Consider the following 25,467-nt stretch of genomic DNA (forward strand, 5'->3'; position numbering starts at 1 on the left):
CGCCGATGTGATGGACTCAAGGTTTGGCGTCGCCCAGCAATTGCTGGCGCAGCTCGGGACTGCGCGTGCGCGGGTCAAGCCAGATGTCAAAAAATGCCCGGGCAAACTGCGGATCATTAATTTCATGCTGCAACTGCTGCCCGACAAAGAACCGCGCACCTTGGCCCGGCAAATACACTCCGGTGATCCGCGTACCGGCCTGCACGTCGACAAATGATTGCTGCATCTGGGTTTGCCACACGGCCAATTTCACCGGGCTGAGGGAGGAACCGGCCAGACGCTTGATCTCGTCGACGCTGGCCTTCACCAGATCGTCGCGGGAAATGGAGCGTCGGTAGATCAGCTCAAGGGCAAAGGGTTGGCCGTCGGCCAGCGGTCGCGCCGTGCTCCACAACCGGGCGTTGTAGACGTCGAAGCCGAACACGCTGAAATCGCCGGTGCCGATGATTTGCGCGCCGGGGACTGCGTCCTGCCAGCTGGCCCAGGTCGGTGTCAGCAGCAAGGCCCACAAGCCGATACCGCAGCATCCACGCAACAACTTCGGTGTATTGCTCATCGCGGTATCGACTCCGGTAAATCCTGACTCTCACAGCATAGTCCGCTATCACGCCTGTTATTTTGTATACATGTTTTGCATGCATATACAGCAATCCGCCAATGACAATGCTAACGTGGCTCCACTGCCCCCGACGGAGACACCTGCGTGCTGATCCTTAAACTGCTGCTGATTCCCGGTTTCCTGCTGCTGATTTCCCTCGCGGGCAAGCGTTGGGGCCCGAGTGTCGCCGGGTGGCTGTCGGGGTTGCCGGTGGTGGTCGGGCCGATTCTGTTTTTCCTCGCCATCGAGCAGGGCCCGGCGTTTGCCGCGCAATCGGCGGTGGCGGCGCTGTCGGCCATGTTTGCGATGATCGCGTTTTGCATCACTTATGCGCAGGTGGCGCAGCGGGCGAACTGGCCGTTGGCGCTGGTGGTTTCCTTATCGGTCTGGGCCGTGCTGGCGCTGATTCTGTCGCTGATTCCCGCGTCATTGCCTTTCTCGGTCGCTGCCGCCGCAACCGCCCTCCTCGCCGCGCCGCATCTGTTTCCCAAGGTGCAACCGGTGGTCAGCGGCTCAGTGCCGAAGTCGGACAAACTGGTCTGGCGGATGATCGCCGGAGCCGCATTGACGCTGGTGGTAACCATGCTGGCCAGCACCGTCGGCGAGCGCTGGAGCGGTCTGCTCGCGGTGTTCCCGGTACTGGGCAGCGTGATGGCGGTGTTTTCCCAGCAGACTCGCGGCCCGGCGTTTACCGCCGCGTTGTTGCGGGCGACAGCGACGGGGATGTATTCGTTTTCGGCGTTTTGTCTGGTGCTGGCGCTGACGGTTCCCAATCTGGGTTTCGGCGGTTTCGTGGTGGCCGTGGCCGTTTCGGTGGCGATGCTGGGCGTCACCCGACAACTGCTGGCCAAACCGGCGCCGGCGCCGAACTGACCCCGGCCGGACAAACCGCGCTGGAGTGCCGGGCACGCTCCATGGGATGATCGCCGCCCAAGCGCGACCATCCTCGGAGATTCAAATGTCATTGCTTAGCAAGAAAGCCGTCGTCCTGTTGTTGGCGGCGGTGGCCGGTTTCGGCGCCATGAATGCTCAGGCAGCCAAGGCCAAAGAGAAGGCTGTCACCGAGAAAGTCTCGATGCTGGAAGGCAAATTCAGTTTCGTCCTGCCCAAGGGCTTTGTCGGCGACCCGCTGCCGGCCGGTCCGACCGGCGCCAAGGGCACCATGTACAGCAACGACGCCACCAAGACTGTGGTCATCGTCGCCGAAAACCAGATTCCCGAAGGCAAAAACGTCAAGGACAACGACAGTGCGTTTCTGGACGGCACCGTCTCCGATTTCATCGACGCCCAACGCAAGGCCCTGCCGGACTTCAACAAGCTCAGTGAAAAGAGCCTGACCCGCAAAGGCAATGGCCTGGGTCTGCGCCAGGTCGACAGCACCGCCACCCAGGGCGGCGGCCAGACCCTCAACACCACGTTGCTGGCCGGTTCCGGCACGCGCATGGCGCTGGTCCAGGTGATTTCCCGGGCCAGCGACAAGAGCGGTCACGAAGCTCTGGTGAAAACCATCCTCAAGGAAAAATGATCTTCACGGGTTGAGTTGCTGCAACCAGTCGCTCAAATCCCGAAGCTCGGCCGCGCTGATGCTGTGGCCGACGCCGGGATAGGCATGAAATTGCGGTTTGTACGACAGCTTCTGCAACAATGCATCGGCCTCGGTGCCACCGCTGTACGGCACCCGGTCATCCGCCGTGCCGTGGCCGATGAAGATGTCCAGCGGCGGATGCTGTTGCTCTGACTTCAGCTCGCTCTTGAGCACCGGCAACAGCCGCCCGCTCAACGCCGCAATGCCACCCACCGCCGCCGGCTGCCGCAACCCGACCTCGTAAGTCATCATCGCGCCTTGACTGAAACCGATCAGGTACACCTTCTCCGGTTGCGCGTGATATTTCTGCGCCGCTGCGGCGATAAAGGCCCGCAGTTTCTGGCTGCTGGCCTTCAGATCATCAGTCTCGCCGTTGTAGGCACCTTCACCTTTCTTGCGAAACCACTGATAACGTCCTTCGCCCAACGCCATCGGTGCCTGCACCGACAGGTAGTTGTACTGCTTGGGCAGCTGAAATTTCATACCGATCAAGTCTGCTTCGTTGCTGCCATAGCCATGCAGGAAAATCACCAGCGGACGCGATTCGGCGTCCGGGTGCACCTGGGCCAGATAGTTAAGTGGCAGATCGTTTTGCAGCGAGGTCTGAGCCTGAACGGCAGTGGACGCCAGCAGCGTCAACAGCGCAAACACCTTCAACATAAGCTTCCTTCACACAGTGCAGGGTTCGGGGGAGAGCCTAACATTGTGATCCGGAGGATAGAGTGTCAGTCGTTGATCAGCTTCCCGACTCGAATCGGCTCACGCCCCGCCACCTTCGCCTGCCAGATGCCCGGCTGGGTGTAGCGGCCGCGATCGATGGCGAACAGCACGCCACTGGTGCCGGCGCGCACGGTGGTCACGCGGTCATTCAACGGATCGACCACTTCGAACAGCGCTTCACCGCGCTCGACCCACTCGCCGGCATCGCGCAGGAAACTCACCACGCCATGGTGCGGGGCGAACAGGTATTCGGTGCCTTCGAACGGCATGCCTTCGCAGCATGCTTCCGGCGCTTTCGGCCATTCACCGCTGATGAAACCCTGTTCGGCGAGAAAACCCAGGATCGCCTCGCAGTTGGCCTGAGCCTGATCGACGCGGGTGTCGCCCATGCTGCCCAGCTCCAGGGTGGTGGCGAGGTTGGCCGGCGGAATCGCCGCGTTCGGGAAGGCCCGGGCCAGGCGCAACCACGGCGAGGAGCAGGATTCATCGAACGAACTGCCGCCGGAGTCTTCACACAACAGCGCCACGCCAGCCTTCAGGCGTGCAGCGAGGGACTGCCACTGTGGCCAGTGCTGCGGCAGTGCGTAAATATGAATTGCGGCGTCGAAGTCGCAATGCAGATCGAGGGTGATGTCGGCCTCACAGGCGTGGCGCAGCAACAGGCGGTGCAGCGCTTCCAGTTGCGAGGCCGGGGCTGGCAGTTCATCGAGTACCTGGCCCATGGCCTGGCGGATCAGCGCGATGTTGGCTTGGGCATCACCGCCCAACTGACTCCCGATGCGCTCGGCCACCGGCGCACTGAGTTCGACGAAGGAGCGGTTGAAGTTCTTGCCGCTGCCCAGTTCGAAACGGCCCATGTGACTGCCTTGCAGATGCTGATCGAGGCCGATCGGGTTGGCCACCGGCACCAGTTCGATCACGCCTTGCAACTGACCGTTGCTTTCCAGCTCGGCCAGGCGTTTTTTCAGTTCCCACGCGGTGCGCATGCCCGGCAGTTCATCGGCGTGCAGGCTGGCCTGGATGTAGACCTTGCGCGGGCCGGCGCCGTAACGGAACACGCTCAGGGAACGTTCGCTGCCCAGGTGGTTCCAGGGCAGAAGATGATCGATGCGTTGCATGGGGAACTCCGGGAATTCTGTGGTCGCTGCCGGGGCAATGACCGCATTGAAAATGTGCTGACAGGATAAATCACGGGCGAAAAAAAAGTGGCCACCGCATCAACGGGGCCACTTTTTTCTACGGCGTATTAATGGCCGTATACGTCAAAGTCGAAGTACTTGTCCTGCACTTGCTTGTACTTGCCGTTGGCGCGGATTTCGTTGATGGCGGTGTTGAATTTTTCCGCCAGCTCGGTATCGCCTTTACGCACGGCGATACCGGCGCCGCCGCCGAAGTACTTGGCGTCTTCGTAGGTCGGGCCGACGAATTCGAAGCCTTTGCCGGCGTCGGTTTTCAGGAAGCCGTCGCTCAGGTTGACCGAGTCGGCCAGCATTGCGTCGATACGACCGGACACCATGTCCAGGTTGGCCTCCTGCTGCGAGCCGTAACGCACCAGCTCGATGCCGGCCGGCACCAGTACTTCGGTGGCATAGCGGTCGTGGGTACTGGCGCGCAGCACGCCGACTTTCTTGCCTTTGAGCTCGACCAGCGGGTCTTTCACGCCGGAGCCTGCCTTCATCACGAAGCGCGCCGGGGTGTGGTAGTACTTGATGGTGAAATCGACGTTTTTCTTGCGGTCGTCAGTGATGGTCATCGAGGACAGGATCGCGTCGATCTTCTTCACTTTCAGCGCCGGGATCAGGCCGTCGAACTCTTGCTCGACCCAGGTGCATTTGACTTTCATCTGCTCACACAGCGCATCGCCGATGTCCACGTCGAAACCGGCCAGTTTGCCGTCAGGGGTTTTCATCGAGAATGGCGGGTAACCGGCTTCGATACCGATACGGATCGGCTTGGCGTCTTCGGCCACGGCGGTCAGGGACAACATCGACAGTGCCAGGGCACCGAACATAACCAGCTTTTTCATTTATTACTCCCGTGTGCGGAGGCTTTTATTGGCAGCTTTCGATTATCAGGTTCGGCCTAGGGCTGTACAGCGCAAAGAAACCGAAGTGGCCGGCAGTCTATGGCGGCGCGCACGGGGCAAATTGTTTTTAAGCGACAAATACTTACAGAAAATCGGCGAGTGCCATCACCTGGGAAAAGTGTGCGTCAGAGCGGTGGGCGGGTTGTAGGACAAAGCCGACAAAAGTGCCGCCGAAGCGGCAACTTTCCGGCTATCAACAATCGCAAGCGATCGGGGCAGTGGCGACGCGCGGTGCCGTTACGCTCAACTGAAAGCCTTCATCCAGCCAACCGGTCACCCCGCCGATCATCTCTTTGACCGGATAACCCAGCGCCGCCAGCTTCACCGCGGCCTTGTTGGCGCCATTGCAGTGGGGACCGGCGCAATAAACCACGAACAGTGTGTTTTTCGGGTAGTTCGCCAGCCCTTCCGCCGTCAGCAAACGCCCCGGAATATTGATCGCTCCCGGCACATGACCACGTTCGTAGGCCAACGGCCCGCGCACGTCCACCAGCACAAAGTCGACATCACCGGCTTCCTGGCTGCTGAAGACGTCGGAACAATCGGTTTCGAAGGTCAGACGGTTGCTGAAATGCATCAAGGCAATGGCCGAAGGGGCGGCAGGAATTTCACGAACCAGGCTGGGCATGTTGAATCACTCCTTTGTCGGTGGGGATGAACAGACTTTATCGGGCCGTCGCTTGCCGCTACAGTGGCGCACAAGACACTCACCGGGAATTTTCCGCCAAATGCCTGATTCACCTGGATTGGTCGCGATTCTGGCCTACGACGGCCTCTGCACATTCGAGTTCGGCATCGCCGTGGAGATCTTCGGCCTGGCCCGGCCGGAGTTCGACTTTCCGTGGTACGAGCACTGCATTGCGGCGGTCGATCAAGGCCCGATGCGCGCCATGGGCGGGATCCAGGTGCTGGCCGATGGCGGTCTTGAGCTGCTGGCGGATGCGCGCACCATCATCATTCCCGGTTGGCGCGACCGCAATGCACCGGTGCCGGAGGTCTTGCTTGAAGCATTGCGTGATGCCCATTCCCGCGGCGCCCGGTTGCTGTCGATCTGTTCGGGCGTGTTTGTTCTGGCGGCCAGCGGATTGCTCAACGGCCGTGGCGCTACTACTCACTGGCGCTACACCTCGGAATTGGCCGAGCGCTTCCCGGCCATTGATGTCGATCCGGACGTGCTGTACGTCGATTCCGGCCAACTGATTACTTCGGCCGGCAGCGCAGCCGGGATCGATGCCTGCCTGCATCTGGTAGCGCGGGACTTCGGCACGCAGATCGCCAACGCGGTGGCGCGACGGTTGGTAATGTCGCCGCAGCGCACCGGCGGTCAGGCGCAGTTCATTCCGACACCGGTCAGCCCGACGCCGCGCAGCGATCTGTCGCGTGTGATGCAGTGGGCCCGCGAGCGCCTGCACGAACCGCTGGAAGTGCGCGATCTGGCCAGCGAAGCGGCGATGAGCGAACGCACCTTTTTGCGCAAATTCAGCGAAGCCAGTGGCCAGTCACCCAAAGCGTGGCTGCAACACGAGCGTCTGGCCCGGGCCCGGGAATTGCTGGAAAGCACGCCGCAGAACACCGAGCAGATCGCCCTGCGCTGTGGCTATCGTTCAGTGGAAAGCTTTCGTGTGGCGTTTCGCAGCGTGGTCGGGGTGCCACCTTCGGTGTATCGCGAGCGCTTTGGTCGTGAGGTCAAGGCTTTCGCAACAGATAAGTGTCCATGATCCAGCCATGCTCGGCCCGCGCGGCTTTGCGTACCCGCTCGACCTCATCGGCAACGTCGCCGAGCTTGCCATGGATGAGGATTTCATCCGGCGTGCCGAGGTAGGCGCCCCAGTAAATCTCTGTCTCCTGATCTGCCACTTGGTGGTAGGAATCTTCCGCGTCGAGCATCACCACCAGGCTGTCCGTGTCACTTACCTGCCCCGCCGCCAGGCGTCGGCCGGTGGTGATTTCAATCGAGCGGCCGATGCTGTTCAGCGGCACCTTGTGCTGCGCCGCCAGCGCCTGAACGCTGGTGATGCCGGGAATGACTTCGAATTCAAACTCGCATCGCCCCGAGGCCAGAATCGCCTGCAGGATACGGATTGTGCTGTCGTACAACGCCGGATCGCCCCACACCAGAAAACCGCCGCACTGCCCGTCAGCCAATTCGTCGTTGATCAGGCGTTCGAAGGTTTGCTGCTTGGCGCGGTTCAGATCATCGATGCTGGCGCTGTAGTCCACCTCGCCGCGCTCGCGTTCCGGGCTGTGGGCCTCGGCGAAGCGGTAGGTACGATCGGTGATGTAGCGCTCGCAGATTTCCCGCCGCAGCTCGATCAGCTTGTCCTTGCTCTGGCCCTTGTCCATCAGGAAAAACACGTCCACCCGGTTCAGCGCCTTCACCGCCTGCATCGTGATGTAATCCGGGTTGCCGGCACCGATGCCGATCACCAGCAATCGCTTCATGGCTCTGCTCCTTCCACACTCATGCCGGACAAGCGTAGCCGCCAGCGTCCGGCAAACCGCAGATCGACCGCCGCCAGCGGCTCGATATCAATGCTGTGAAACGCCTCACCCTGCACGACCTGCATCAAGGCAGCACGAATCACGAACGGATGGGTGACCGCCACCACGTGTCCCGGTGTGGTTTGCAGTGAAACCAGCCACGCCGCCACCCGCTGACGCAGTTGCGCCACCGACTCACCTCCATGAGGGGCGGCATGTGGGTCTTCGAGCCAGGCTTGCAACGCCTCGGGTTCGTTCTGTTGCAGTGCCTTGATCGACTGACCTTGCCAGCCTCCCCAGTCGCAATCACGCAGAGCCTGATCGATGAGCGTTTCATGGCCAAACCACGCCGCCGTCTGGCGGGTACGCAATTCCGGGCCGCAAATCAGACGGAATGCCGTGTCGAAACGCGAAGCCAGCGAGCAGGACGCCAACGCCGTTTCTTCAACAGCTTCGTTCGTAGGAAAACACGCCAATTTTTGTGCGACGGTTCTGGCATGGCAGATCAATGTCAAACGGGTGGTCTGCACGGGAAGTCACTCGGCTGGAAGACAGGATGGTCATCGGCAAATTCGCGGATGTAACGGTGATTGTGCCGTAAACCGGGAGCCCCCGGGCAAGTCGATTGGATGTCTTGAGTGTGTGAAAGCGGCAATGTCTGACACCGCAACGAGCAATGGACTACAAGACTGATCGACATCCGTGTAACCCTTACGTTACGGGCATCCCGCCCCATTTTGGGGCTTGGTTTAAACGCGGAAAAATTCACTAGACATGTAGCGTCAGTTACATAAATACTGTTTTAACGGATTATGAAGCGAATTCAACACCCCATCCAGCAGGAGCCCGGATGCCCCCTCTCAGAGACCTGATCACCGACCCCGGCCTTGACCTGACGCCGTCGGAGCGCAAAGTCGTTCGCGCTTTGCTCGATCAGTATCCACGCAACGGGCTTGGCCCGATGGCGCGCCTGGCCGAACACGCCGGCGTCAGCGATCCGACCATCGTGCGGCTGGTGAAAAAACTCGGCTTCGGTGGTTACGCCGAATTCCAGGACGCCCTGCTCAGCGACATGGACCATCGCCTGCGCTCGCCGCGCACTCTGTTGCAACCGCGCTCACATCAGAACAAGGACGATGCCTGGAGCCATTATCTGGCTCATAGCCATAACCTGCTGGCCGAAACCCAGGCCCTGACCCAACCGGAAGATGTACGAATTCTGGCCGACTGGCTGCTCGACACCCGGCATCAGGTCTACTGCTTCGGCGGGCGCTTCAGCAGCCTGATGGCGACTTACCTGCTCAACCACTTGCGCCTGCTTCGCCCCGGTTGCTTTGCGCTGGAAGACAACGCGCAACTGCCCGATCGCCTGTTCGACCTGCAACGCCAGGACGTGGTGCTGGTGTTCGATTATCGCCGCTATCAGACCCAGGCCCTGCGCGTGGCCAGCGCGGCGAAGAACAGCAACGCGCGTGTCGTGCTGTTCACCGACATCTACGCCTCGCCGCTGCGCGAACTGGCCGACATGATCATCAGCGCACCGGTGGAGTCGGCTTCGCCGTTCGACACCATGGTCCCGGCGCTGGCTCAGGTTGAAGCGCTGATTGCCTGCCTGACCCTGCGCAGCCCGGACCTGGCCGATCGCCTGGAAGGCATCGATGCCCTGCGCAACGACTTCGACACCCATTTGCTGGAGGATAAATAAGGATGTTCAGCCTTCCCCATCGTTCGCCACGGGACCTGCCGTTTGTCACCGACCACACCGCCCTGTTGCTGGTGGACATGCAGCGCGCCTGGCTCGAGCCACAGTTCGACCCGCACCTCGAAGGCCCGGACGCCGCGTACTTCCTCAACCGCACGCGCTCGCAAGTGGTGCCCAATCAAGTCCGACTGCTCAACGCCTTTCGCGACGCACGGCAGAACGTGCTGCACACCCTGATCGAAAGCCTGACCGCCGACGGCCGCGATCGCTCGCTGGATCACAAACTGTCGGACATGCACCTGCCCAAGGGCAGCCCGCAGGCCCAGGTCATCGCCGAATTGACCCCGAAAGAAAACGAAATCGTGCTGCCCAAGACCTCGTCCGGGGTCTTCAACTCGACCAACATCGACTACGTGCTGCGCAATCTGCAAACCCGTCACCTGATCATCGCCGGGATCGTCACCGACCAGTGCGTGGACATGGCCGTGCGCGACGCCGCCGATCGTGGCTACCTCGTCACCCTGGTGACGGACGCCTGCGCGACGTACACCGAAGCACGCCACGACGCCTGTCTGAATGCGATCAAGGGCTACTGCTGGATCACCGACACCGACACCGTGCTCGGCCGGTTGCAGGAGATGCAGCCATGAGCGAACGCCTGTCGCCGTTGCCGATGACCACCATCGTCACCACCGACCTGATCGGCGTCACCCGTGGCCGTTCGTTTCCCACCGATGAGCTGGAGCACTATCAGGCCGCCGGCTGCGGCTGGGTGCCAGCCAACAGCGCGCTGACGCCGCAGGACATCATCGCCTCGACCAGTCCGTGGGGCGCTTATGGCGATCTGCGGCTGATTCCCGATCTGGCCAGCCGCGTCAGGGTCGGCAACGGCCCGGACGCCGCAGCGCCAGCACTGGATTTCATCCATGGCGACATCCGCGAAACCGATGGCCGACCATGGGCGGCCTGCCCGCGCACCCTGCTGCGCAATGAGGTCGAGCGCTATCGCGATGAGCTTGGCCTGCAGATCAACGCCGCGTTCGAACACGAATTCAACCTGCACGCCGGGTTTGCCGAACATCTGGCCTTCTCGCTCGAAGCCCAGCGCCAAGGTGCGGAATTCGGTGGCTGGCTGCTCAGTGCGCTGCGCGCCGGTGGGGTCGAGCCGGAAATGTTCCTGCCCGAATACGGCAAGCATCAATACGAAATCACCTGCCGTCCCGCCCTTGGCGTGGCGGCGGCGGATCGCGCGGTCAACGTGCGCGAGATCACCCGTGAAATCGCCCGGCAGATGGGCCTGGACTTGAGCTTCGCACCGAAGACCGCCGCCGACGCGGTGTGCAACGGCGTGCACTTGCACGTCAGCCTGCTGGACCTGGCCGGTCAGCCGATGCTTTACGACGCCGGCACCAGCAATGGTCTGTCGACCCTGGGTCAGCACTGGGCGGCGGGCGTGCTGCATTACTTGCCGGCGCTGTGCGCGTTCACTGCACCGACGCCGGTGTCGTATGAACGTCTGCAACCGCATCACTGGAGCGCGTCCTACGCCTGTCTGGGCCAGCAAAACCGCGAAGCGGCGCTGCGCATCTGCCCGACCGTGAGCGTGGGCAACAAGCCCGTGGCGAAGCAATACAACCTGGAATTCCGCGCCTTGGATGCCACCGCCTCGCCGCATCTGGCGATGGCCGTGCTGTTGATTGCCGGGCGTCTGGGCATTGAGCAGCGTCTGGCGCTAAACGCCATCACTGATGAAATACCCGATTCACTCAACGACGAACAACGCAAGGCCCGAGGCATCGTCGCCCTGCCCGCCTCCCTGGCCCAGGCACTGGATTGCCTGCGTCGCAGTGAAGCGCTGATCGAAGCGCTGCCAGGCGCGTTGCTCGAAACCTTTTTCGCCCTTAAAACCGAGGAACTGGCGCTGACGGAACAGCTCTCGCCCGCTGACCTGTGTGAGCACTATGCACGCCTGTACTGAATCCGCCGAGCTTGGGTTGTACACCCGACCGGTCTACAACCTGAGCCGTGAAGATTCGACGCACCCGCTGATTCTGGTGTGCGAACACGCCAGTCGCTACATCCCCGAAGCCCTGAACAATCTGGGCCTGGATGACACGGCGGCGCGCGAACACATTGCCTGGGACATCGGCGCCCTGGCGCTGGCCGAGCAATTGTCGGAACAACTGGGCGCCACGCTGTTGAGCGCCAACTATTCGCGCCTGCTGATCGATCTCAACCGCCCTCGGCATGCGCTCGACAGCATTCCGGCGCAGAGCGAAATCTATCAGGTGCCGGGCAACCGTGAGCTTGACGAGGCCACCCGCGAATACCGTCGCCAGAGCCTGTTCAAGCCGTTTCATACGCGGCTGCAGCAATTGATCGATGCACGTCTGGCCGAAGGTCGGCCGGTGCGGGTGGTGGGGATTCACAGCTTCACCCCGGTGTACTACGGCCAGCCGCGGGAGCTGGAAGTCGGCGTGTTGTTCGGTCAGGCCAGGGCCTATGCCCAGCGGATGCTCGACGGTCTGGAGCGACATCCGTTGAAAGTCGCCGGCAACCAGCCCTACAGGATCGACCCGCTGGGCGACATGACCGTGCCGGTGCACGGCGATGCCCGGGGCCTGGAGTCGGTGTTGATCGAGGTGCGCAATGACCTGCTGCGCAGCCCGGAAGCGGTTTCTCGCTGGGCGGATTATCTGGCTCCATTGTTGTAAGGATTGTTGTAACCACCGCTGACGCTGTAAACGACGGACCGATATAACAACTAAAACGACCGATTGGCTGACAAGGAGTTGCGCTTCATGGAAATAGAAGAGTTTGGCTACAAACAGGAGTTGAAACGTAGCCTGACACTGACCGATCTGGTGGTGTACGGGATGATCTTCATGATCCCCATCGCCCCGTTCGGCGTGTATGGCTACGTCAATGCCGAGGCACCGGGGATGGTGCCTTTGGCATACATCATCGGCATGGTGGCGATGGTCTTCACCGCGCTGAGCTACGGCAGCATGGCGCGAGCCTTTCCGATTGCCGGATCGGTCTATTCCTACGCACAGCGGGGCCTGAATCAACATGTCGGTTTCATCGCCGGCTGGCTGATGCTGCTCGATTACCTGCTGATTCCGCCGCTGCTGTACGTGTACGCGGCGATGGCGCTCAACCACTTGTATCCGGACATCCCGAAGGTCGGCTTCATTCTGGCATTCCTGGTCAGCGCGACTTTCGTCAACCTGCGCGGCATCACCTTTACCGCCCGCATGAACATCCTGTTCCTGCTGGCGCAGCTGGTGGTACTGGGGATTTTCCTGTTCTACGCCTGGAATGCCCTGCACAACGGTGGCGGCAACGGCCAGTTGACCCTGGCGCCGCTGTATCACCCGGAAACCTTCAACTTCGCTCTGCTGATGCAAGCGGTTTCGATTGCGGTGCTGTCGTTCCTCGGCTTCGATGCGATCTCCACCCTTGCCGAAGAGATCAAGGGCGATCCGGGCCGCAGTGTCGGCAAAGCGGCGTTGATCACTCTGGTGGTGATGGGTGTGATTTTCGTCGCACAAACCTGGATCGCCACCGATCTGGCAGCCGGCATGGGCTTCAAATCCGCCGATACCGCGTTCTATGAAATCGCCGAAATCGCTGCCGGCAGCTGGCTGGCGACCCTGACCGGTGTCGCGACCGCTTTGGCCTGGGGCGTGGCGGTAGCGATCACCTCGCAAGCGGCAGTCTCGCGTCTGCTGTTCGGCATGGCCCGCGACGGCAAGCTGCCGAAAGTGCTGGCCAAGGTGCATCCGAAACACAACACACCGTACCTGAGCATCTATCTGGTAGCCGTGCTGTCGCTGGTGATCTGCTACCTGTTCATCAATTCGGTGGACACCCTGACCTCGCTGGTCAACTTCGGCGCCCTGAGCGGCTTCATGCTGCTGCACCTGACCGTGATCAATTACTACTGGCGCCGGCAGAAATCCGGCCAGGTGATCCGTCACCTGATCTGCCCGGTGATCGGCTTCATCATCGTCGCGGCCATCATGTACAACATGGGCGTCGATGCACAGAAACTCGGCCTGATCTGGATCGCTCTGGGTCTGGTGTACCTGTTCTTCCTGAACAAGCTCGGCGCCAGTACCGCGCTGCCTGACCCGAGCAATGGCTGACAAGAAAAAGAGCGGCGTCTGACAACAAATCAGGCGACCGCCGCTTTAACGCGTGGAAACCGACAGTGATAGTCAGGTTCGGCGAATGGGCCGAACCTTTTGATACAGGAGTGCATCCATGCTGGTCTTACGTCCAGTCGAGCCAAACGACCTGCCTCAATTGCAACAATTGGCGCGCGACAGCCTGGTGGGCGTCACGTCCCTGCCGGACGACAGCGAACGCCTGGGCGAAAAAATCGCCGCGTCCTGCGCCTCGTTCGACAGCGATGCCGTGGCCCAGGGCCCGGAGAACTACTTCTTCGTGCTGGAAGACATCGACAGCCGCCGACTGGTCGGCTGTTCGGAAATTCTCGCCACCGCAGGTTTCAACGAGCCGTTCTACAGCCTGCGCAACCGCCACTTCACCAGCGCTTCGCGGGAGCTGAACATCGAGCACGGCGTGCCGGCGCTGTCGCTGTGCCACGACCTGAGCGGACACACACTGCTGCGCGGTTTCCACATCGACGCGGCACTGGTGCGCACGCCGTTTTCCGAATTGCTGTCGCGGGCACGGCTGCTGTTCATCGCCGCTCACGCGTCACGTTTTGCCGAAGCAGTGATCACTGAAATCGTCGGCTACAGCGACGAGCAAGGCCATTCACCGTTCTGGGATGCGCTGGGCAAACATTTCTTCGACCTGCCCTACGTCGAGGCCGAGCGACTGTGCGGCTTGCAGAGCCGTACGTTTCTCGCCGAACTGATGCCGCAATATCCGATCTACGTGCCGATGCTGCCGCAGGCGGCGCAGGACTGCATCGGCCGTATCCACCCGGACGGCCAGGAAGCTTTCGACATCCTCGAGCGCGAGGGTTTTGAAACCAACAGCTACATCGATCTGTTCGATGCCGGCCCGACCTTATATGCACGCACCGCCAATATTCGTTCGATCGCCCTTAGCCAGACAGCCAAGGTTCAGGAGGAACCCCTGATCGACGCTCGCGGTCGCTATCTGGTGAGCAACGATGCTCTGCATGGTTTTCGGGCCGTGGTCGCCGAGCTGGATTATCAGCCCGGTCAGCCCCTGGCGCTCAATCCGGCCCTGTGCGCGGCGCTCAACGTCCGCGCTGGCGGCACGATCCGGGTAATCGCCCTGTGAACCGCGCCCCTACCCAACGACAGTGCCCGAACTGGCGCGCAAAAGGAGTTGCAGCATGATTGTCCGTCCGGTCAAAGTCAGCGACCTGCCAGCGTTGATGACGCTGGTGCAACAGGCCGGGCCGGGGTTCACCACCCTGCCCGCCAATGAAGATCGCCTGGCCCACCGGGTACGCTGGGCGCAACGGGCGTTCGCTGAACAGGTCGAGCGGGCCGATGCCGATTATCTGTTCGTGCTTGAAGACGACGAGCAGCGAGTGGTCGGGGTCAGCGCCCTGGCCGGCGCCGTCGGCCTGCGCGAGCCCTGGTACAACTACCGGGTCGGGCTGACCGTCAGTTCGGCACCGGATCTTGGCATCCAGCGGCAGATCCCGACCCTGTTCCTCAACAATGAACTGACCGGCCAATCGGAACTGTGCTCGCTGTTCCTGCGCCACGATCAGCGCCACGGCAGCAATGGACGTCTGCTGTCGCTGGGGCGTTTGCTGTTTGTCGCTGAGTTCCCGCACCTGTTCGGCGAAAAGATGATTGCCGAACTGCGTGGCAGCGCCGACGAACAAGGCTGTTCGCCGTTCTGGGACAGTCTGGGTCGGCACTTCTTCCAGATGGATTTCAGTCACGCCGACCACTTGTCCGGGCTGGGCAACAAGGCGTTCATCGCCGAACTGATGCCGCGCCAGCCGCTGTACACCTGCCTGCTCACCGAACAGGCCCAGGCCGTGATCGGCCAGGCCCACCCTAACACCGAGCCGGCACTGAAGATTCTCCAGGCCGAGGGTTTCGCCCATAAAGGCTACATCGACATTTTTGACGGCGGCCCGGTCATCGAGGCGCCGATCCGCAGCATCCGCACGGTGCGCGACAGCCTGGAACTGACCCTGAGCATTGGCACGCCGGACGATCAGGCGCCGCTGTGGCTGATCCACAACCGACGCCTGGAAAACTGCCGCATAACCGTCGCGGCGGGACGCCGGGTAGGCAGCAGTCTGGTGATCGACCGTCTCACTGCCAAACGCCTGCAATTGCAACCGGGTAATTCGGTGCGGGCGGTGCCGTTACCCAATCAACAGCAGCAGGCGGTGGCGGCCTGAACGGCAACCGTTCCAACCAAGGGCTGCTCCACAATCGCACCAGCAGCCCCGCCCTCCCCCTTCCTCGTTAATCGCAGCGCAAAACCTTGAAGTACTCCCGAAACGGTCAAAGCCAATGGCTTGCACCGGGCGTAAAGCTGTGGGCGAACAGTCAAACAGCCCGAAAACAACCATCCCATTCGTTTCATCATCGACCATTTCAAATAAAAACATAAACAAACATATATAAACACAACTACTCACACCTCAAGGTTTGCGACTTTACATCCAACTGACTAAAGTCACCCCAACTCAACACCAAACTGAAACAGCATGATCACCAAACTATTAACCAACAGTCTCTCGCCATCAGAGCTACTGCAAAAAATCAGAACTTGCAACATGCGAGCGGAAGTCGAGAAACTTGTAAAAACAATCAATAACAAAAACAAAACACCAGAACACATTCTCTACAAGACACGCATTCTCAACATCACCAACTTACACAACAACAACCTGACACTTTATTGCAACGACATTGGCAATATCAGCATCAAAATCCCCGGCAATAACGCAGCTTCGCCTTATATGTACTCGATTCCGGGCAAGACTTTTTTGTTTTCCATTGACGGTCATTCGTTCGACGTTCAGCACTACCAGATCGACGACAACGGCCTCAAGCATATTGGCAGCGTTACCATAAACGAGGGTAGCCCGTTGTACATCGACGGCACCAAAGAACTGTATGAATGCGCCCCAGACATTGCCTTCGGTGCGATGACCCTGGTGGACAGACGTGCAGACATCAGCGTCTACGATCGACAGACGCTGCAAAAAGTTGCCTGGTTGCCGAACGATCAAAGCGCAGCGCGCTTCCTGGTCGCTCTGGAATTGTTGGAAGTTGCCCAAGACCCGCAACGTCGAAAGGTTGCCGAAGAACTCGTCTATCACAGCCATGCGGCTGTGGCCTGGAATGCTTTCAATGTGATCGCGGAGCAAGACAGACAAGCCGCATTGGCTTATGCGCCAGTGATGAGGCTGTTGCGGAATGACAAGTTGAACAGCTTCCTCGATTACCAACAGGAGTGCGCACAATGAATATCGAGACGTTCATTCAGCGCATGAACACGTACGACACAGAGTGTGACCACAACAAAATAATCGAGGACCTGAAAAGTCTAGCTACGCATAGAACCTTATTAAGCGAATATTTATACCAAGGCATCCAGCAGAATGGCTTCAGCGTTAAACACATGCTTTATAACGCTTATGCCTTCGTGCTGCACTCAAACGAAAAATACACTGTTCGCCTGGGATTCTGGTCACCCGTCAACTCGAAAGAAGAAGGCGAAACATTCATCTACGGCCTGAACCATACACACGACTTTGAGATGTATTGCGTCGGTTATGCCGGAGATGGCTACACGACAATCAAACGCGAAATTCTCGATCACACGCCTATCAGTTGCGGAGTACGACCACAACTTGGAGAGGAACACGAACTAAAACTGGCGCCCGGTGAAGTTCTTCATATGAAGCCACTTTATGAGATTCATCGCCAACTGCCGCCGCAACAGATGTCTGCCTCGCTGAGTCTGTTAATTCATGCTCCGCGGGCAGAAGAAAGCGAAGAAGCCTGGTGCTTCGACGAAAACTACGTGCCGATCTACCCCGGCATTGCCATGCAGGAAATCGCTTTTTACGAGAAGACGATGTCCCTGTTCAACCACGGTTAGCCATATGCCGACCACACAAATAAAAAAGGAAAATCACATGAGCATGACTCAGTACAACTTCAACGACGTCCCGCTTCTGCGTGCAGACAGCAGCGTCATCAACACTAACCTGAAAACGGATGAGCCCTCGATTCTTTGCTCCCAATTGGTCATTCCGCGTTTCAACGTCGGTAACATCCACGAAATAAAAAAAATCTGGGGCGAGATCCAGAAGGCTTAATTTTTTTCCTTCGCCCAGGAGCGAATCAGGCCGCAGACGGTAAACGTCTGCGGCCTCTTTTGTTTGTCGCCCTGTAAAAATTCGTCATGATCCTTGACCCATTCGCGTGATAGCCTTTTCACCTTCGGCGTTGACACCTTTGCTCAAGCCTTTCCATTCCTTTGTATTGGTGGAACTCGTATGACCAGGCTTTCTCATCAAGATTTGCGCCGTAACTTCCGTCAGCTGCTGGCTTCCGACACCTGCTATCACACAGCCTCGGTGTTCGATCCGATGTCCGCCCGCATTGCCGCTGACCTGGGTTTTGAAGTTGGGATTCTCGGCGGCTCGGTCGCCTCGTTGCAGGTTCTGGGCGCTCCGGACTTTGCCCTGATCACCCTCAGCGAATTCGCTGAGCAGGCCACCCGCATCGGCCGTGTCGCCCAATTGCCGGTGATCGCCGACGCCGACCACGGCTACGGCAACGCCCTGAACGTAATGCGCACCATCGTCGAACTGGAACGCGCCGGTGTCGCCGCGCTGACCATCGAAGATACCCTGCTGCCGGCCCAGTTCGGCCGTAAATCCACCGACCTGATCACCGTCGCCGAAGGCGTCGGCAAGATCCGCGCAGCACTGGAAGCCCGGGTCGATTCGGAAATGGCGATCATCGCGCGGACCAACGCCGGTATCCTGCCGAACCAGGAAATCATCAGCCGCACCAAGCAATACCAGGCCGCCGGCGCCGACGGTATCTGCATGGTCGGTATTCAGGACTTCGACCAGCTCGAACAGATCGCCGAGCACCTGACCGTCCCGCTGATGCTGGTGACCTACGGCAACCCGGCGCTGCGCGACGACAAACGCCTGGCCGAACTGGGCGTGCGCGTCACCATCGACGGCCACGGTGCTTACTTCGCGGCGATCAAGGCGACTTACGACAGCCTGCGCGAACAGCGCCAGATCTTCACCCAGGCCTCCGACCTGAGCGCCACCGAACTGACCCACACCTACACCCAGCCTGAGGAATACATCCTCTGGGCCAAGGAATACATGAGCGTCAAAGAGTAACCTCGCACCACGCTACAAAGAGGCAGAGCGGCCCGACGCCATCACGAGTTCACTCGCATGGCGCCCGCCGCGAAACCGCTGCCTGCCGTTACCGTTTCGCCAACTCCATAATCATCCGCGACAACAGATAAATCCGCGGCGCCACGCTCTCCACCTCCGCGTATTCCTCCGGCGTATGAATGTTGCCGCCGACAATCCCGAACACGTCCAGCGTCGGCGTCCCTACCCCGGCCGACAGGCTCGCATCCGCCGCCCCACCGCTGCCTTCTTCGGTCAACTTGCGACCAATTTCGCCGTAAATCCCCTGAGCCATCGCCATCAAACGGTCTGACTCCGCCGTCTGTGGCATCGGCGGCAAGCCGCGCTGCAATGAAGTCTTCACTTCGGTGTCAGGAATCAGTTTGTCCTGCGACACCCGCGCCAGATCCTTCTCGATCCGGTCGAACTCCTCCGGCACCGCCGCCCGTACATCAGCCTTGGCTGTAGCCTGATCTGGAATGACGTTGGTGCGGTCGCCAGCCTTGAGCACAGTGAAATTGATCGTGGTTTTCTTCGCTTCGTCGCCGAGCTTGCCCAGTTGCAGGATCTGATGCGCCGCTTCCATCGCCGCGTTGCGCCCCAGTTCCGGCGCGACGCCGGCGTGGGCGGCCTTGCCCTTGACCTCGACCAGCGCGGTGGCGCTGCCCTTGCGCCACACCACCAGACCATCGGCCGGACGACCCGGTTCGAGGTTGAGGGTGACGTCGTGGAGTTTGGCGGTTTTCTTGATCAGGTCGGTGGCGACGTCCGAGCCGGTTTCTTCGCTGGCATCGAGCAGAAAGGTGATTTGCGCGTAGTCCTTGAAGTCGAGGTTTTTGAGGACTTTCAGCGCATAGATGCCAGCGACGATCCCGCCCTTGTCGTCCATCACGCCCGGCCCGTAGGCGCGGCCGTCCTTGATGTGGAACGGTCGCTCGGCGGCGGAGCCTTCCTTGAACACCGTGTCCATGTGCGCCATCAGCAGGATTTTCGCCTTGCCGGTGCCTTTGAGCGTGGCGAGTACATGGTTGGTTTTTTCCGGGGTGTTGGGCACCAGTTCGATGGTGGCGCCGAGCTTTTTCAGCTCATCGATGGCGATGTCGCTGACTTGCTTGAGACCCGGTTCATAGCCGGAACCGGAGTCGATATTGACCAGGCGCTCGAGCAGTTTCAGGGCTTCGGGTTGGTATTGCTCGGCGTCGGCCAGCACCTGTTTGTGCGGTTCGGCAAAGACACCGGAGGCTGCAAAAGTGAGGGACAGGCCGGCCAGCAGAGAACGACGGAATTTGAACGTCATGAATCAATCCTTGTTTCGTGTCGGGTACTGAACCGTACCTGACATCCGCCCAAGGCTCTATCCCCGATGCGACACCCGATCGGTTCAAACCGAATCGAATACCTCACGTCGCGGGTTGTTATCGCTGCAGCAAATCACCCGGTTACGTCCGCCGGCCTTGGCTTCATACAGTGCCTGATCGGCGTCATCGAGCCAGCGCGTCGCGTCGCCGTGAGCCGGGTCGAGCGCCGCCAGACCAATGCTCAGGCTGACTTTCAGCGCCGGGTTCTGTTCGTACACCAGAAAGGAAAAACGCTCACGCAACGCTTCCATCGCCTGCGCCGCATTGAACAGCGGCAAGTCCGGCAGGATCACGCAGAACTCGTCACCGCCGTATCGCCCCGCCACATCGGCCATGCGCAGGTTCTGCTTGAGCATCTTGCTCAACTGACGCAGAACGATATCGCCCGCCACATGGCCGTAGGTGTCGTTGATCGCCTTGAAGTGGTCGATGTCGATCAGCGCAATCGCGGCACCGGTCTGCTGGCGCTTGCAGCGTTCGAACTGGATTTCCAGTTGATCCTTCCAGGCGCCGTGATTGAGCAGACCGGTGAGGCTGTCGGTGCGGCTCAGTGCCAGAAGTTCACGTTTATGCAAGCCGAGGGTATAGGCCTGGCGAAAGCAGATCCAGCCCAGCGCCAGCGGATACAGCGTCAACAACGGCAGACAGGCATAAAGCTGTGCCGGTGTGGTCATCGGGACGAACGCCGGGGCAAATACCACCAGCCCGACACCGACACCAAGCAACTGCGCCGCCGTCCCGGCCAGCAGAAAACGCAAGCCGCCGATGGCAACGTTGTTCATCGCCATCATCGAAATGGTCGTGGCACTGGGCAAGGGATTGAAGTGCATGGCCGCCACCCAGAAGCCACCGAGAAAAGCATCGATCAACAGATTGCGGTGTTCGGCGTGGTAAGGAACCTTCGCCCGACGAGCCCATTGATAAGCTAGGTGCGGCCAGACCAGGCCGTTGAACAGCATCAGCGCCCAGACCCAGGCGGGGGGATCGAGCGGGTACATCGCGACACTCACGCACAAAAGCCCCAGGACCAGCCCGAGGATTCGCGATGCATAGAGCCTCCTGGCCAGTGAAAGTCCCTTTCCTCCCGTTCTTCCCATAAGGGCCTCGACCACTCGACGGCATTGCGCAGACCGCAGACCGGATGTGCTGGGAGTCTATCAGGGCAACGTTAAATAGCCATCACCGGCCAGCGGGCCGAATACCCCGTCATCAGCACCACACGGCAGGCAAATGATTGGCTATACATGAAAGGATGAAAATGGAAAAAAGACTCTAAGAAGGAGGCCCATGCAGACCTACCAAGTGTTGATTATCGGCAGCGGTTTTGGCGGCCAGTGCGCGGCGGTCAATCTGCTCAAGGCGGGTATCGACGACTTTCGCTTGCTGGAACGCCGGGACTTTTTCGGTGGCACCTGGTGCCAGAACACCTACCCCGGCGCAGCGGTGGATGTGCCGTCGCCGCTGTATTCCTTGTCATTTGCGCCTTATCGCTGGACGCAGATGTTCGCCGAACAGGCCGAACTGCACCGCTACACCGACCATGTAATCGAACGCTTCGGCCTGCGCGACCGGGTAGAACTGGAGGCCAACGTCGAGCGCGTCGAATGGGATGACACCGAAAAACGCTGGGCCGTACACACTGGCACCAAAGGCATTTTTTATGCGCAGTTCCTGATCAATGCCACCGGGCCGTTGAGCCAACCGGTTATCCCACACTTCCCCGGTCAGGATCGCTTTCAGGGCAAGACCTTTCATACAAACAATTGGGATCACAGCTACGACTATCACGGTAAACGCGTGGCGATTGTCGGCAGCGGTGCCAGTGCGGCTCAGGTGATTCCGGCGATTGCACCGAAGGTCGCCCATTTGCATGTATTTCAGCGCACCGCGCACTGGGTGCTGCCCCGGGCCGACCGTACATTCGGGCGGTTCCAGCGCTGGTTGCTGGGTCTGAAACCGGCCTACAAACTGCTGCGCTGGATGATCTACTGGCAATTCGAAACCCGGGTCATCGCCTTCAAATACTCGAAACCGGCGATTCACATGGTGCAGCGACACGCCCTGAAGTTTCTCAAACGCCAGGTGACTGACCCCGAGTTGCGGAAAAAACTGACACCGAACTTCACCATCGGCTGCAAACGGGTATTGGTCTCCAGCACCTATTACCCGGCGCTGACCCGGCCCAACGTCACATTGCACAGCCGCGAACAGGGCATCGCCAGCCTCGACGAAACCGGCATCATCACCACGGACGGCCAGCACATCGACGTCGATCTGATCGTCTGGTCGACCGGTTACGACGCCACCGACGGCGTGATTTCCTACCCGGTCAGCGGAAAAAACGCCGTGCAACTGCGCGACGTGTGGGCGCAATACCCGCGCGCCTACCTCGGCACCAGCCTGCCGGACTTTCCCAACCTGTTTATCGTCACGGGGCCGAACACCGGCATAGGGCATACGTCGGCGCTGTTCATCATCGAATCGCAGATGAACTACATCCTCGACTGTATCCGCACGGTGCAGGCCAAAGGTCTGCGCAGCATCGAAGTTCGCCCCGAAGCAGAACGTACCTACACTCAGATGATTCACCGGGAAATGGAGCGCACGGTCTGGAAAACCGGCGGCTGCCACAGTTGGTATCAAAGCAGGAGCGGTCATGTGATCGCGATGTTTCCCGGCTTCAGTTTCAGCTATCACCGGTTGACCCGGGCGCTGAAACCGGCCGACCACATTCTGTCTTGAACAAGGAAGACCCACGATGCTTTTGTTGTTTGTCGCCCTCGCGGTTTTCGTGGCCTGGAGCTGGTTGAGTTACCCGGCGGTCGGCCACTGGCTCTACGATCTGAGCGCGGCCCTGGAGGCCAGGTTGTACCGGTTGCACAAGATTGAAGTGCCGATTGCCGAAATGACCGTATCGACCTGGCAAGGCGGGCCTTATGAAGCGTCGAGCAGCATTCTGATGCTGCACGGCTACAGCGCTGAAAAAAACCTGTGGCTGCGCTTTGCCCGGCATTTTGTCGGGCAGTATCGGGTGATCATCCCGGACCTGGCCGGCCACGGTGAAACCGGCTTCAAGGCCGGCGGTGGCTACGACATCCCGGTGCAGGCCAAGCGCATGATCCAGTTGCTCGACGTCTGCGGCGTCGAGAAAGTCCACGTGATCGGCAACTCCATGGGCGGCTACATCGCCGCGTGGCTGGCGGCGACCTACCCGGATCGCATCGCTTCGGTAGCGCTGATCGACCCGGCGGGCGTCACTGCGCCCGAGCCCAGCGACATGGAGCGCCACCTGGCCCGTGGGCACAATCCGTTCCTGATCAATTCTCGGGAAGAATTCCGACGTTTCTATGCCATGACCATGGCCTCGCCACCGTGGGTGCCCGGCCTGGTGCTGGACGCCATCGCCCAGCGTTACGAACAATGCCGCGACGAACTGGAAGAGATCTTCCGCGATTTTCGCGCCAGCCCGCCGATGGAGCCGAAACTGCCGGACATCAAATGCCCGGCACTGTTGCTCTGGGGCCGCAAGGACCGGTTGATCGACGTCAGCAGCGTGCCGGTGTGGAGCAAAGGCATCAGCAATTTGCGGGTCGATGTCTGGGATGGCGTCGGCCATATGCCGATGGTCGAACAGCCGTCGAACACGGCACGTCTGTATCGGGAGTTTCTGGGGGAGCATTCGCGTCAGGACAGGTAAACGGTCAGTCGTTGGCAGAATGAAGTCCGTAGGATTCTTCGTTTGCCCGCGTCGGCGAAGGCTGCGATCTTTTCCAACACCTTTTACGTGACCGTGCCAGGAATTTTTTTCATGACCGTGCAGCCTTTCGTCAGCCCCGACCTGATCCGCCAACGCTTCTCCAGAGCGATGTCCGACATGTACCGCGAAGAAGTGCCGCTGTACGGCGCGTTGATGGAGTTGGTGGAACAGACCAACCGCGACGTGCTGGAACGCGAGCCGCAAATCGCCAGTCAACTGCACAGCACTGGCGAAATCGAACGGCTGGACATGGAGCGCCACGGCGCCATCCGCGTCGGCACCGCCGCAGAGCTCGCCACCCTCTCCCGCCTGTTTGCGGTGATGGGCATGCAACCGGTGGGCTATTACGACCTGACCCCTGCCGGGGTGCCGGTGCACTCCACGGCGTTCCGGGCGGTGCATGAAGATGCGCTGCAGGTCAGTCCGTTCCGGGTGTTCACTTCGTTGCTGCGACTGGAATTGATTGAAGACCCCGAGCTGCGGGCCTTCGCGCAATCGGTGCTGGATAAGCGTTCGATCTTTACGCCATCGGCGCTAAGGTTGATCGAACAGGCCGAATCGGCTGGCGGGCTGAATGAATCCGAGGCCGGGGAATTTGTCCTGCAAGCGCTGGAGACTTTTCGCTGGCACCACAGCGCCACCGTCACTGCCGCGCAATACCAGACGCTCAGCGCCCAGCATCGCTTGATCGCCGATGTCGTGGCCTTCAAGGGCCCGCACATCAACCACCTGACCCCGCGCACGCTGGACATCGACATCGTCCAGGCACAGATGCCGCTGTACGGCATCACGCCCAAAGCGGTGATCGAAGGCCCGCCGCGCCGGCAGCATCCGATCCTGTTGCGTCAGACCAGTTTCAAGGCGCTGGACGAGCCGATCGCCTTCACCGACCAGACACAAACCCGCGGCAGCCACAGCGCCCGCTTCGGCGAAATCGAACAACGTGGCGCAGCGCTGACCCCCAAGGGCCGTGCGTTGTACGACCGCCTGCTGAACGCGGCGCGCGATGAACTGGGCGATTTCCCCAACGAAGCCAACGCCTCACGTTACAACGCGCTGATGACCCAGCATTTCAGCGAATTCCCTGACAGCCTCGAGGGCATGCGCGAGCAGGAACTGGCGTACTTCCGTTATTTCCTGACAGGCAAAGTAGGTCGTCCCGCAGATGTAACGCTGCAAGGGTTATTACGCGACGGCTATGTGAAAGCCGAACCGCTGGTGTACGAAGATTTCCTGCCGGTCAGTGCGGCGGGGATTTTTCAGTCGAACCTGGGGGACGCGGCGCAGGCGCACTATGGCGAACATTCCAATCGACAGGCGCTCGAGTTGGCCTTGGGGCGTTCGACCATTGATGAGTTGGGCCTGTATGCCGAAACCCAGCAACGTTCGATTGAGGAATGCCTCAGTGCAATTGCCCGCTCCGCGTGAACAGCGGCGATTGGCCATACTGCGCAAGAAGTTGCGCACTTGTTTCGTAAAAATGCTCACCAATTCCGCTGGAGGCCATGTGTTTCAAGGCCTCCAGCCAAGTGCGCNTTCTTGCGCACTTCGAGCTACCTGGCTGATCAAAAAACGCTCAAAGCCTCGATCCAGAGCGGTGGAGTCCCCGGCTCCCGGGGACGTGGCAAAAGCTGGCACGCTCCTTGATAACAGTCAGGCACCCACCGGGCGATTTCGCCTCCCGGGCACCTTAACTTTATCCGCAAGGAGCACCTCCCATGGCAACACCAGCGTACATGTCGGTTACCGGCGAAAAACAAGGCCTGATCACTGCCGGCGCTTTCACCGCCGACTCCGTTGG

26 protein-coding genes and 1 pseudogene are annotated in these 25,467 nt (G+C 60.2%); 18 read left to right on the forward strand and 9 right to left on the reverse strand.

Annotated elements, in window-relative coordinates; genetic code table 11:
* Positions 1-16: 16 nt before the first annotated feature.
* Positions 17-556 carry a chalcone isomerase family protein gene (locus ACTJK7_RS23420; protein WP_108561010.1) on the reverse strand — a complete coding sequence of 180 codons (540 nt, stop codon included), beginning with the start codon at positions 554-556 and terminating at the stop codon, positions 17-19.
* Positions 557-703: 147 nt separating this feature from the next.
* On the opposite strand from ACTJK7_RS23420, the gene ACTJK7_RS23425 reads away from it, so the two are divergent.
* On the forward strand, positions 704-1,471 hold the full coding sequence (locus ACTJK7_RS23425; protein ID WP_440780677.1) for a hypothetical protein: 768 nt from the start codon (positions 704-706) through the stop codon (positions 1,469-1,471).
* Between the two features lie 85 nt (positions 1,472-1,556).
* Positions 1,557-2,123: a hypothetical protein gene (locus ACTJK7_RS23430; RefSeq protein ID WP_064384130.1), complete on the forward strand. Its 567-nt coding sequence runs from the start codon at positions 1,557-1,559 to the stop codon at positions 2,121-2,123.
* A 3-nt stretch (positions 2,124-2,126) separates the two neighbouring features.
* On the opposite strand, the gene ACTJK7_RS23435 is transcribed toward ACTJK7_RS23430, so the two are convergent.
* The 4 genes from ACTJK7_RS23435 to ACTJK7_RS23450 form a co-directional block, all read right to left on the reverse strand.
* On the reverse strand, positions 2,127-2,843 hold the full coding sequence (locus ACTJK7_RS23435) for an alpha/beta hydrolase (RefSeq protein ID WP_440780678.1): 717 nt from the start codon (positions 2,841-2,843) through the stop codon (positions 2,127-2,129).
* A 65-nt stretch (positions 2,844-2,908) separates the two neighbouring features.
* Complete coding sequence (locus ACTJK7_RS23440) at positions 2,909-4,021, reverse strand: succinylglutamate desuccinylase/aspartoacylase family protein (protein ID WP_440780679.1); 1,113 nt, start codon at positions 4,019-4,021, stop codon at positions 2,909-2,911.
* A gap of 128 nt (positions 4,022-4,149) precedes the next feature.
* Positions 4,150-4,929, reverse strand: a complete 780-nt coding sequence (locus ACTJK7_RS23445; RefSeq protein ID WP_007956251.1) for an ABC transporter substrate-binding protein — start codon at positions 4,927-4,929, stop codon at positions 4,150-4,152.
* A gap of 253 nt (positions 4,930-5,182) precedes the next feature.
* A complete protein-coding gene (locus ACTJK7_RS23450) occupies positions 5,183-5,617 on the reverse strand; it encodes a rhodanese-like domain-containing protein (RefSeq protein ID WP_085655681.1) in 435 nt (144 codons plus the stop codon).
* A gap of 100 nt (positions 5,618-5,717) precedes the next feature.
* On the opposite strand from ACTJK7_RS23450, the gene ftrA reads away from it, so the two are divergent.
* Positions 5,718-6,707 (forward strand): transcriptional regulator FtrA, encoded by a 990-nt coding sequence (ftrA, locus tag ACTJK7_RS23455; protein WP_440780680.1) that lies wholly within the window; start codon positions 5,718-5,720, stop codon positions 6,705-6,707.
* Here ftrA and cobF read toward each other — a convergent pair.
* Entirely contained in the window at positions 6,676-7,431 is a 756-nt protein-coding gene (gene cobF / locus ACTJK7_RS23460) for a precorrin-6A synthase (deacetylating) (RefSeq protein WP_440780681.1), read from the reverse strand. The two genes, ftrA and cobF, sit on opposite strands and share 32 nt — an antisense overlap.
* A complete protein-coding gene (locus ACTJK7_RS23465; protein WP_440780682.1) occupies positions 7,428-8,000 on the reverse strand; it encodes a histidine phosphatase family protein in 573 nt (190 codons plus the stop codon). Before ACTJK7_RS23465 ends, cobF begins: the two co-directional genes overlap by 4 nt.
* A gap of 320 nt (positions 8,001-8,320) precedes the next feature.
* On the opposite strand from ACTJK7_RS23465, the gene ACTJK7_RS23470 reads away from it, so the two are divergent.
* The 11 genes from ACTJK7_RS23470 to ACTJK7_RS23520 all read left to right on the forward strand — a co-directional run bounded on the left by ACTJK7_RS23470 (position 8,321) and on the right by ACTJK7_RS23520 (position 18,533).
* The gene (locus tag ACTJK7_RS23470; RefSeq protein WP_011333500.1) at positions 8,321-9,175 is read left to right on the forward strand and encodes a MurR/RpiR family transcriptional regulator; all 855 of its coding nucleotides are present in this window, start codon (positions 8,321-8,323) and stop codon (positions 9,173-9,175) included.
* 2 nt (positions 9,176-9,177) lie between these two features.
* Complete coding sequence (locus ACTJK7_RS23475; protein ID WP_108560989.1) at positions 9,178-9,822, forward strand: isochorismatase family cysteine hydrolase; 645 nt, start codon at positions 9,178-9,180, stop codon at positions 9,820-9,822.
* Positions 9,819-11,150, forward strand: coding sequence for a glutamine synthetase (locus ACTJK7_RS23480; protein ID WP_108560986.1), 1,332 nt, complete (start codon positions 9,819-9,821; stop codon positions 11,148-11,150). The genes ACTJK7_RS23475 and ACTJK7_RS23480 overlap by 4 nt, the downstream gene beginning before the upstream one ends.
* Complete coding sequence (locus ACTJK7_RS23485; RefSeq protein ID WP_085655675.1) at positions 11,134-11,886, forward strand: N-formylglutamate amidohydrolase; 753 nt, start codon at positions 11,134-11,136, stop codon at positions 11,884-11,886. Before ACTJK7_RS23480 ends, ACTJK7_RS23485 begins: the two co-directional genes overlap by 17 nt.
* 87 nt (positions 11,887-11,973) lie before the next feature.
* Positions 11,974-13,323 carry an APC family permease gene (locus ACTJK7_RS23490; RefSeq protein WP_085686274.1) on the forward strand — a complete coding sequence of 450 codons (1,350 nt, stop codon included), beginning with the start codon at positions 11,974-11,976 and terminating at the stop codon, positions 13,321-13,323.
* Positions 13,324-13,441: 118 nt separating this feature from the next.
* On the forward strand, positions 13,442-14,458 hold the full coding sequence (locus ACTJK7_RS23495; protein ID WP_064382383.1) for an arginine N-succinyltransferase: 1,017 nt from the start codon (positions 13,442-13,444) through the stop codon (positions 14,456-14,458).
* 55 nt (positions 14,459-14,513) lie between these two features.
* Positions 14,514-15,548, forward strand: coding sequence for an arginine N-succinyltransferase (gene astA, locus ACTJK7_RS23500; protein ID WP_108560983.1), 1,035 nt, complete (start codon positions 14,514-14,516; stop codon positions 15,546-15,548).
* Positions 15,549-15,860: 312 nt separating this feature from the next.
* Positions 15,861-16,625, forward strand: coding sequence for a hypothetical protein (locus tag ACTJK7_RS23505; RefSeq protein ID WP_159085210.1), 765 nt, complete (start codon positions 15,861-15,863; stop codon positions 16,623-16,625).
* Complete coding sequence (locus tag ACTJK7_RS23510; RefSeq protein WP_108560980.1) at positions 16,622-17,263, forward strand: transposase; 642 nt, start codon at positions 16,622-16,624, stop codon at positions 17,261-17,263. Before ACTJK7_RS23505 ends, ACTJK7_RS23510 begins: the two co-directional genes overlap by 4 nt.
* Before the next feature lie 37 nt (positions 17,264-17,300).
* Complete coding sequence (locus tag ACTJK7_RS23515) at positions 17,301-17,483, forward strand: hypothetical protein (protein ID WP_064382387.1); 183 nt, start codon at positions 17,301-17,303, stop codon at positions 17,481-17,483.
* A gap of 180 nt (positions 17,484-17,663) precedes the next feature.
* The gene (locus ACTJK7_RS23520) at positions 17,664-18,533 is read left to right on the forward strand and encodes an isocitrate lyase/PEP mutase family protein (RefSeq protein ID WP_007956238.1); all 870 of its coding nucleotides are present in this window, start codon (positions 17,664-17,666) and stop codon (positions 18,531-18,533) included.
* 88 nt (positions 18,534-18,621) lie between these two features.
* On the opposite strand, the gene ACTJK7_RS23525 is transcribed toward ACTJK7_RS23520, so the two are convergent.
* On the reverse strand, positions 18,622-19,848 hold the full coding sequence (locus ACTJK7_RS23525; protein WP_440780683.1) for a M20/M25/M40 family metallo-hydrolase: 1,227 nt from the start codon (positions 19,846-19,848) through the stop codon (positions 18,622-18,624).
* Between the two features lie 84 nt (positions 19,849-19,932).
* Positions 19,933-21,006 (reverse strand): diguanylate cyclase, encoded by a 1,074-nt coding sequence (locus ACTJK7_RS23530; RefSeq protein WP_108560973.1) that lies wholly within the window; start codon positions 21,004-21,006, stop codon positions 19,933-19,935.
* A 190-nt stretch (positions 21,007-21,196) separates the two neighbouring features.
* Here ACTJK7_RS23530 and ACTJK7_RS23535 point away from each other — a divergent pair, with 190 nt between their 5' ends.
* From ACTJK7_RS23535 to ACTJK7_RS23550, 4 genes and pseudogenes are all read left to right on the forward strand, one after another.
* Positions 21,197-22,651, forward strand: coding sequence for a flavin-containing monooxygenase (locus ACTJK7_RS23535; protein WP_108560970.1), 1,455 nt, complete (start codon positions 21,197-21,199; stop codon positions 22,649-22,651).
* Positions 22,652-22,667: 16 nt separating this feature from the next.
* A complete protein-coding gene (locus ACTJK7_RS23540) occupies positions 22,668-23,606 on the forward strand; it encodes an alpha/beta fold hydrolase (protein ID WP_011333489.1) in 939 nt (312 codons plus the stop codon).
* 111 nt (positions 23,607-23,717) lie between these two features.
* Positions 23,718-25,094, forward strand: a complete 1,377-nt coding sequence (gene hglS, locus ACTJK7_RS23545; RefSeq protein WP_440780684.1) for a 2-oxoadipate dioxygenase/decarboxylase HglS — start codon at positions 23,718-23,720, stop codon at positions 25,092-25,094.
* Positions 25,095-25,384: 290 nt separating this feature from the next.
* Positions 25,385-25,467, forward strand: a pseudogene (locus tag ACTJK7_RS23550) (Hcp family type VI secretion system effector); the annotation flags it as partial.

It is taken from the genome of Pseudomonas sp. 22085 (assembly GCF_052045815.1).
GTDB classification, from domain to species: Bacteria; Pseudomonadota; Gammaproteobacteria; order Pseudomonadales; family Pseudomonadaceae; genus Aquipseudomonas; species Aquipseudomonas glycinae.

What these genes read in the sequence shown, in the direction of transcription:
- ftrA (WP_440780680.1), top strand. Translation starts at nt 5,718, where the DNA reads ATGCCTGATTCACCTGGATTGGTCGCGATTCTGGCCTACGACGGCCTC.
- ACTJK7_RS23435 (WP_440780678.1), bottom strand. Translation starts at nt 2,843, where the DNA reads ATGTTGAAGGTGTTTGCGCTGTTGACGCTGCTGGCGTCCACTGCCGTT.
- ACTJK7_RS23510 (WP_108560980.1), top strand. Translation starts at nt 16,622, where the DNA reads ATGAATATCGAGACGTTCATTCAGCGCATGAACACGTACGACACAGAG.
- ACTJK7_RS23540 (WP_011333489.1), top strand. Translation starts at nt 22,668, where the DNA reads ATGCTTTTGTTGTTTGTCGCCCTCGCGGTTTTCGTGGCCTGGAGCTGG.
- ACTJK7_RS23450 (WP_085655681.1), bottom strand. Translation starts at nt 5,617, where the DNA reads ATGCCCAGCCTGGTTCGTGAAATTCCTGCCGCCCCTTCGGCCATTGCC.
- ACTJK7_RS23525 (WP_440780683.1), bottom strand. Translation starts at nt 19,848, where the DNA reads ATGACGTTCAAATTCCGTCGTTCTCTGCTGGCCGGCCTGTCCCTCACT.
- ACTJK7_RS23515 (WP_064382387.1), top strand. Translation starts at nt 17,301, where the DNA reads ATGAGCATGACTCAGTACAACTTCAACGACGTCCCGCTTCTGCGTGCA.
- ACTJK7_RS23480 (WP_108560986.1), top strand. Translation starts at nt 9,819, where the DNA reads ATGAGCGAACGCCTGTCGCCGTTGCCGATGACCACCATCGTCACCACC.
- ACTJK7_RS23440 (WP_440780679.1), bottom strand. Translation starts at nt 4,021, where the DNA reads ATGCAACGCATCGATCATCTTCTGCCCTGGAACCACCTGGGCAGCGAA.
- ACTJK7_RS23485 (WP_085655675.1), top strand. Translation starts at nt 11,134, where the DNA reads ATGCACGCCTGTACTGAATCCGCCGAGCTTGGGTTGTACACCCGACCG.
- ACTJK7_RS23430 (WP_064384130.1), top strand. Translation starts at nt 1,557, where the DNA reads ATGTCATTGCTTAGCAAGAAAGCCGTCGTCCTGTTGTTGGCGGCGGTG.
- ACTJK7_RS23495 (WP_064382383.1), top strand. Translation starts at nt 13,442, where the DNA reads ATGCTGGTCTTACGTCCAGTCGAGCCAAACGACCTGCCTCAATTGCAA.
- astA (WP_108560983.1), top strand. Translation starts at nt 14,514, where the DNA reads ATGATTGTCCGTCCGGTCAAAGTCAGCGACCTGCCAGCGTTGATGACG.
- ACTJK7_RS23530 (WP_108560973.1), bottom strand. Translation starts at nt 21,006, where the DNA reads ATGGGAAGAACGGGAGGAAAGGGACTTTCACTGGCCAGGAGGCTCTAT.
- ACTJK7_RS23470 (WP_011333500.1), top strand. Translation starts at nt 8,321, where the DNA reads ATGCCCCCTCTCAGAGACCTGATCACCGACCCCGGCCTTGACCTGACG.
- ACTJK7_RS23445 (WP_007956251.1), bottom strand. Translation starts at nt 4,929, where the DNA reads ATGAAAAAGCTGGTTATGTTCGGTGCCCTGGCACTGTCGATGTTGTCC.
- ACTJK7_RS23490 (WP_085686274.1), top strand. Translation starts at nt 11,974, where the DNA reads ATGGAAATAGAAGAGTTTGGCTACAAACAGGAGTTGAAACGTAGCCTG.
- cobF (WP_440780681.1), bottom strand. Translation starts at nt 7,431, where the DNA reads ATGAAGCGATTGCTGGTGATCGGCATCGGTGCCGGCAACCCGGATTAC.
- ACTJK7_RS23535 (WP_108560970.1), top strand. Translation starts at nt 21,197, where the DNA reads ATGCAGACCTACCAAGTGTTGATTATCGGCAGCGGTTTTGGCGGCCAG.
- hglS (WP_440780684.1), top strand. Translation starts at nt 23,718, where the DNA reads ATGACCGTGCAGCCTTTCGTCAGCCCCGACCTGATCCGCCAACGCTTC.
- ACTJK7_RS23475 (WP_108560989.1), top strand. Translation starts at nt 9,178, where the DNA reads ATGTTCAGCCTTCCCCATCGTTCGCCACGGGACCTGCCGTTTGTCACC.
- ACTJK7_RS23505 (WP_159085210.1), top strand. Translation starts at nt 15,861, where the DNA reads ATGATCACCAAACTATTAACCAACAGTCTCTCGCCATCAGAGCTACTG.
- ACTJK7_RS23520 (WP_007956238.1), top strand. Translation starts at nt 17,664, where the DNA reads ATGACCAGGCTTTCTCATCAAGATTTGCGCCGTAACTTCCGTCAGCTG.
- ACTJK7_RS23420 (WP_108561010.1), bottom strand. Translation starts at nt 556, where the DNA reads ATGAGCAATACACCGAAGTTGTTGCGTGGATGCTGCGGTATCGGCTTG.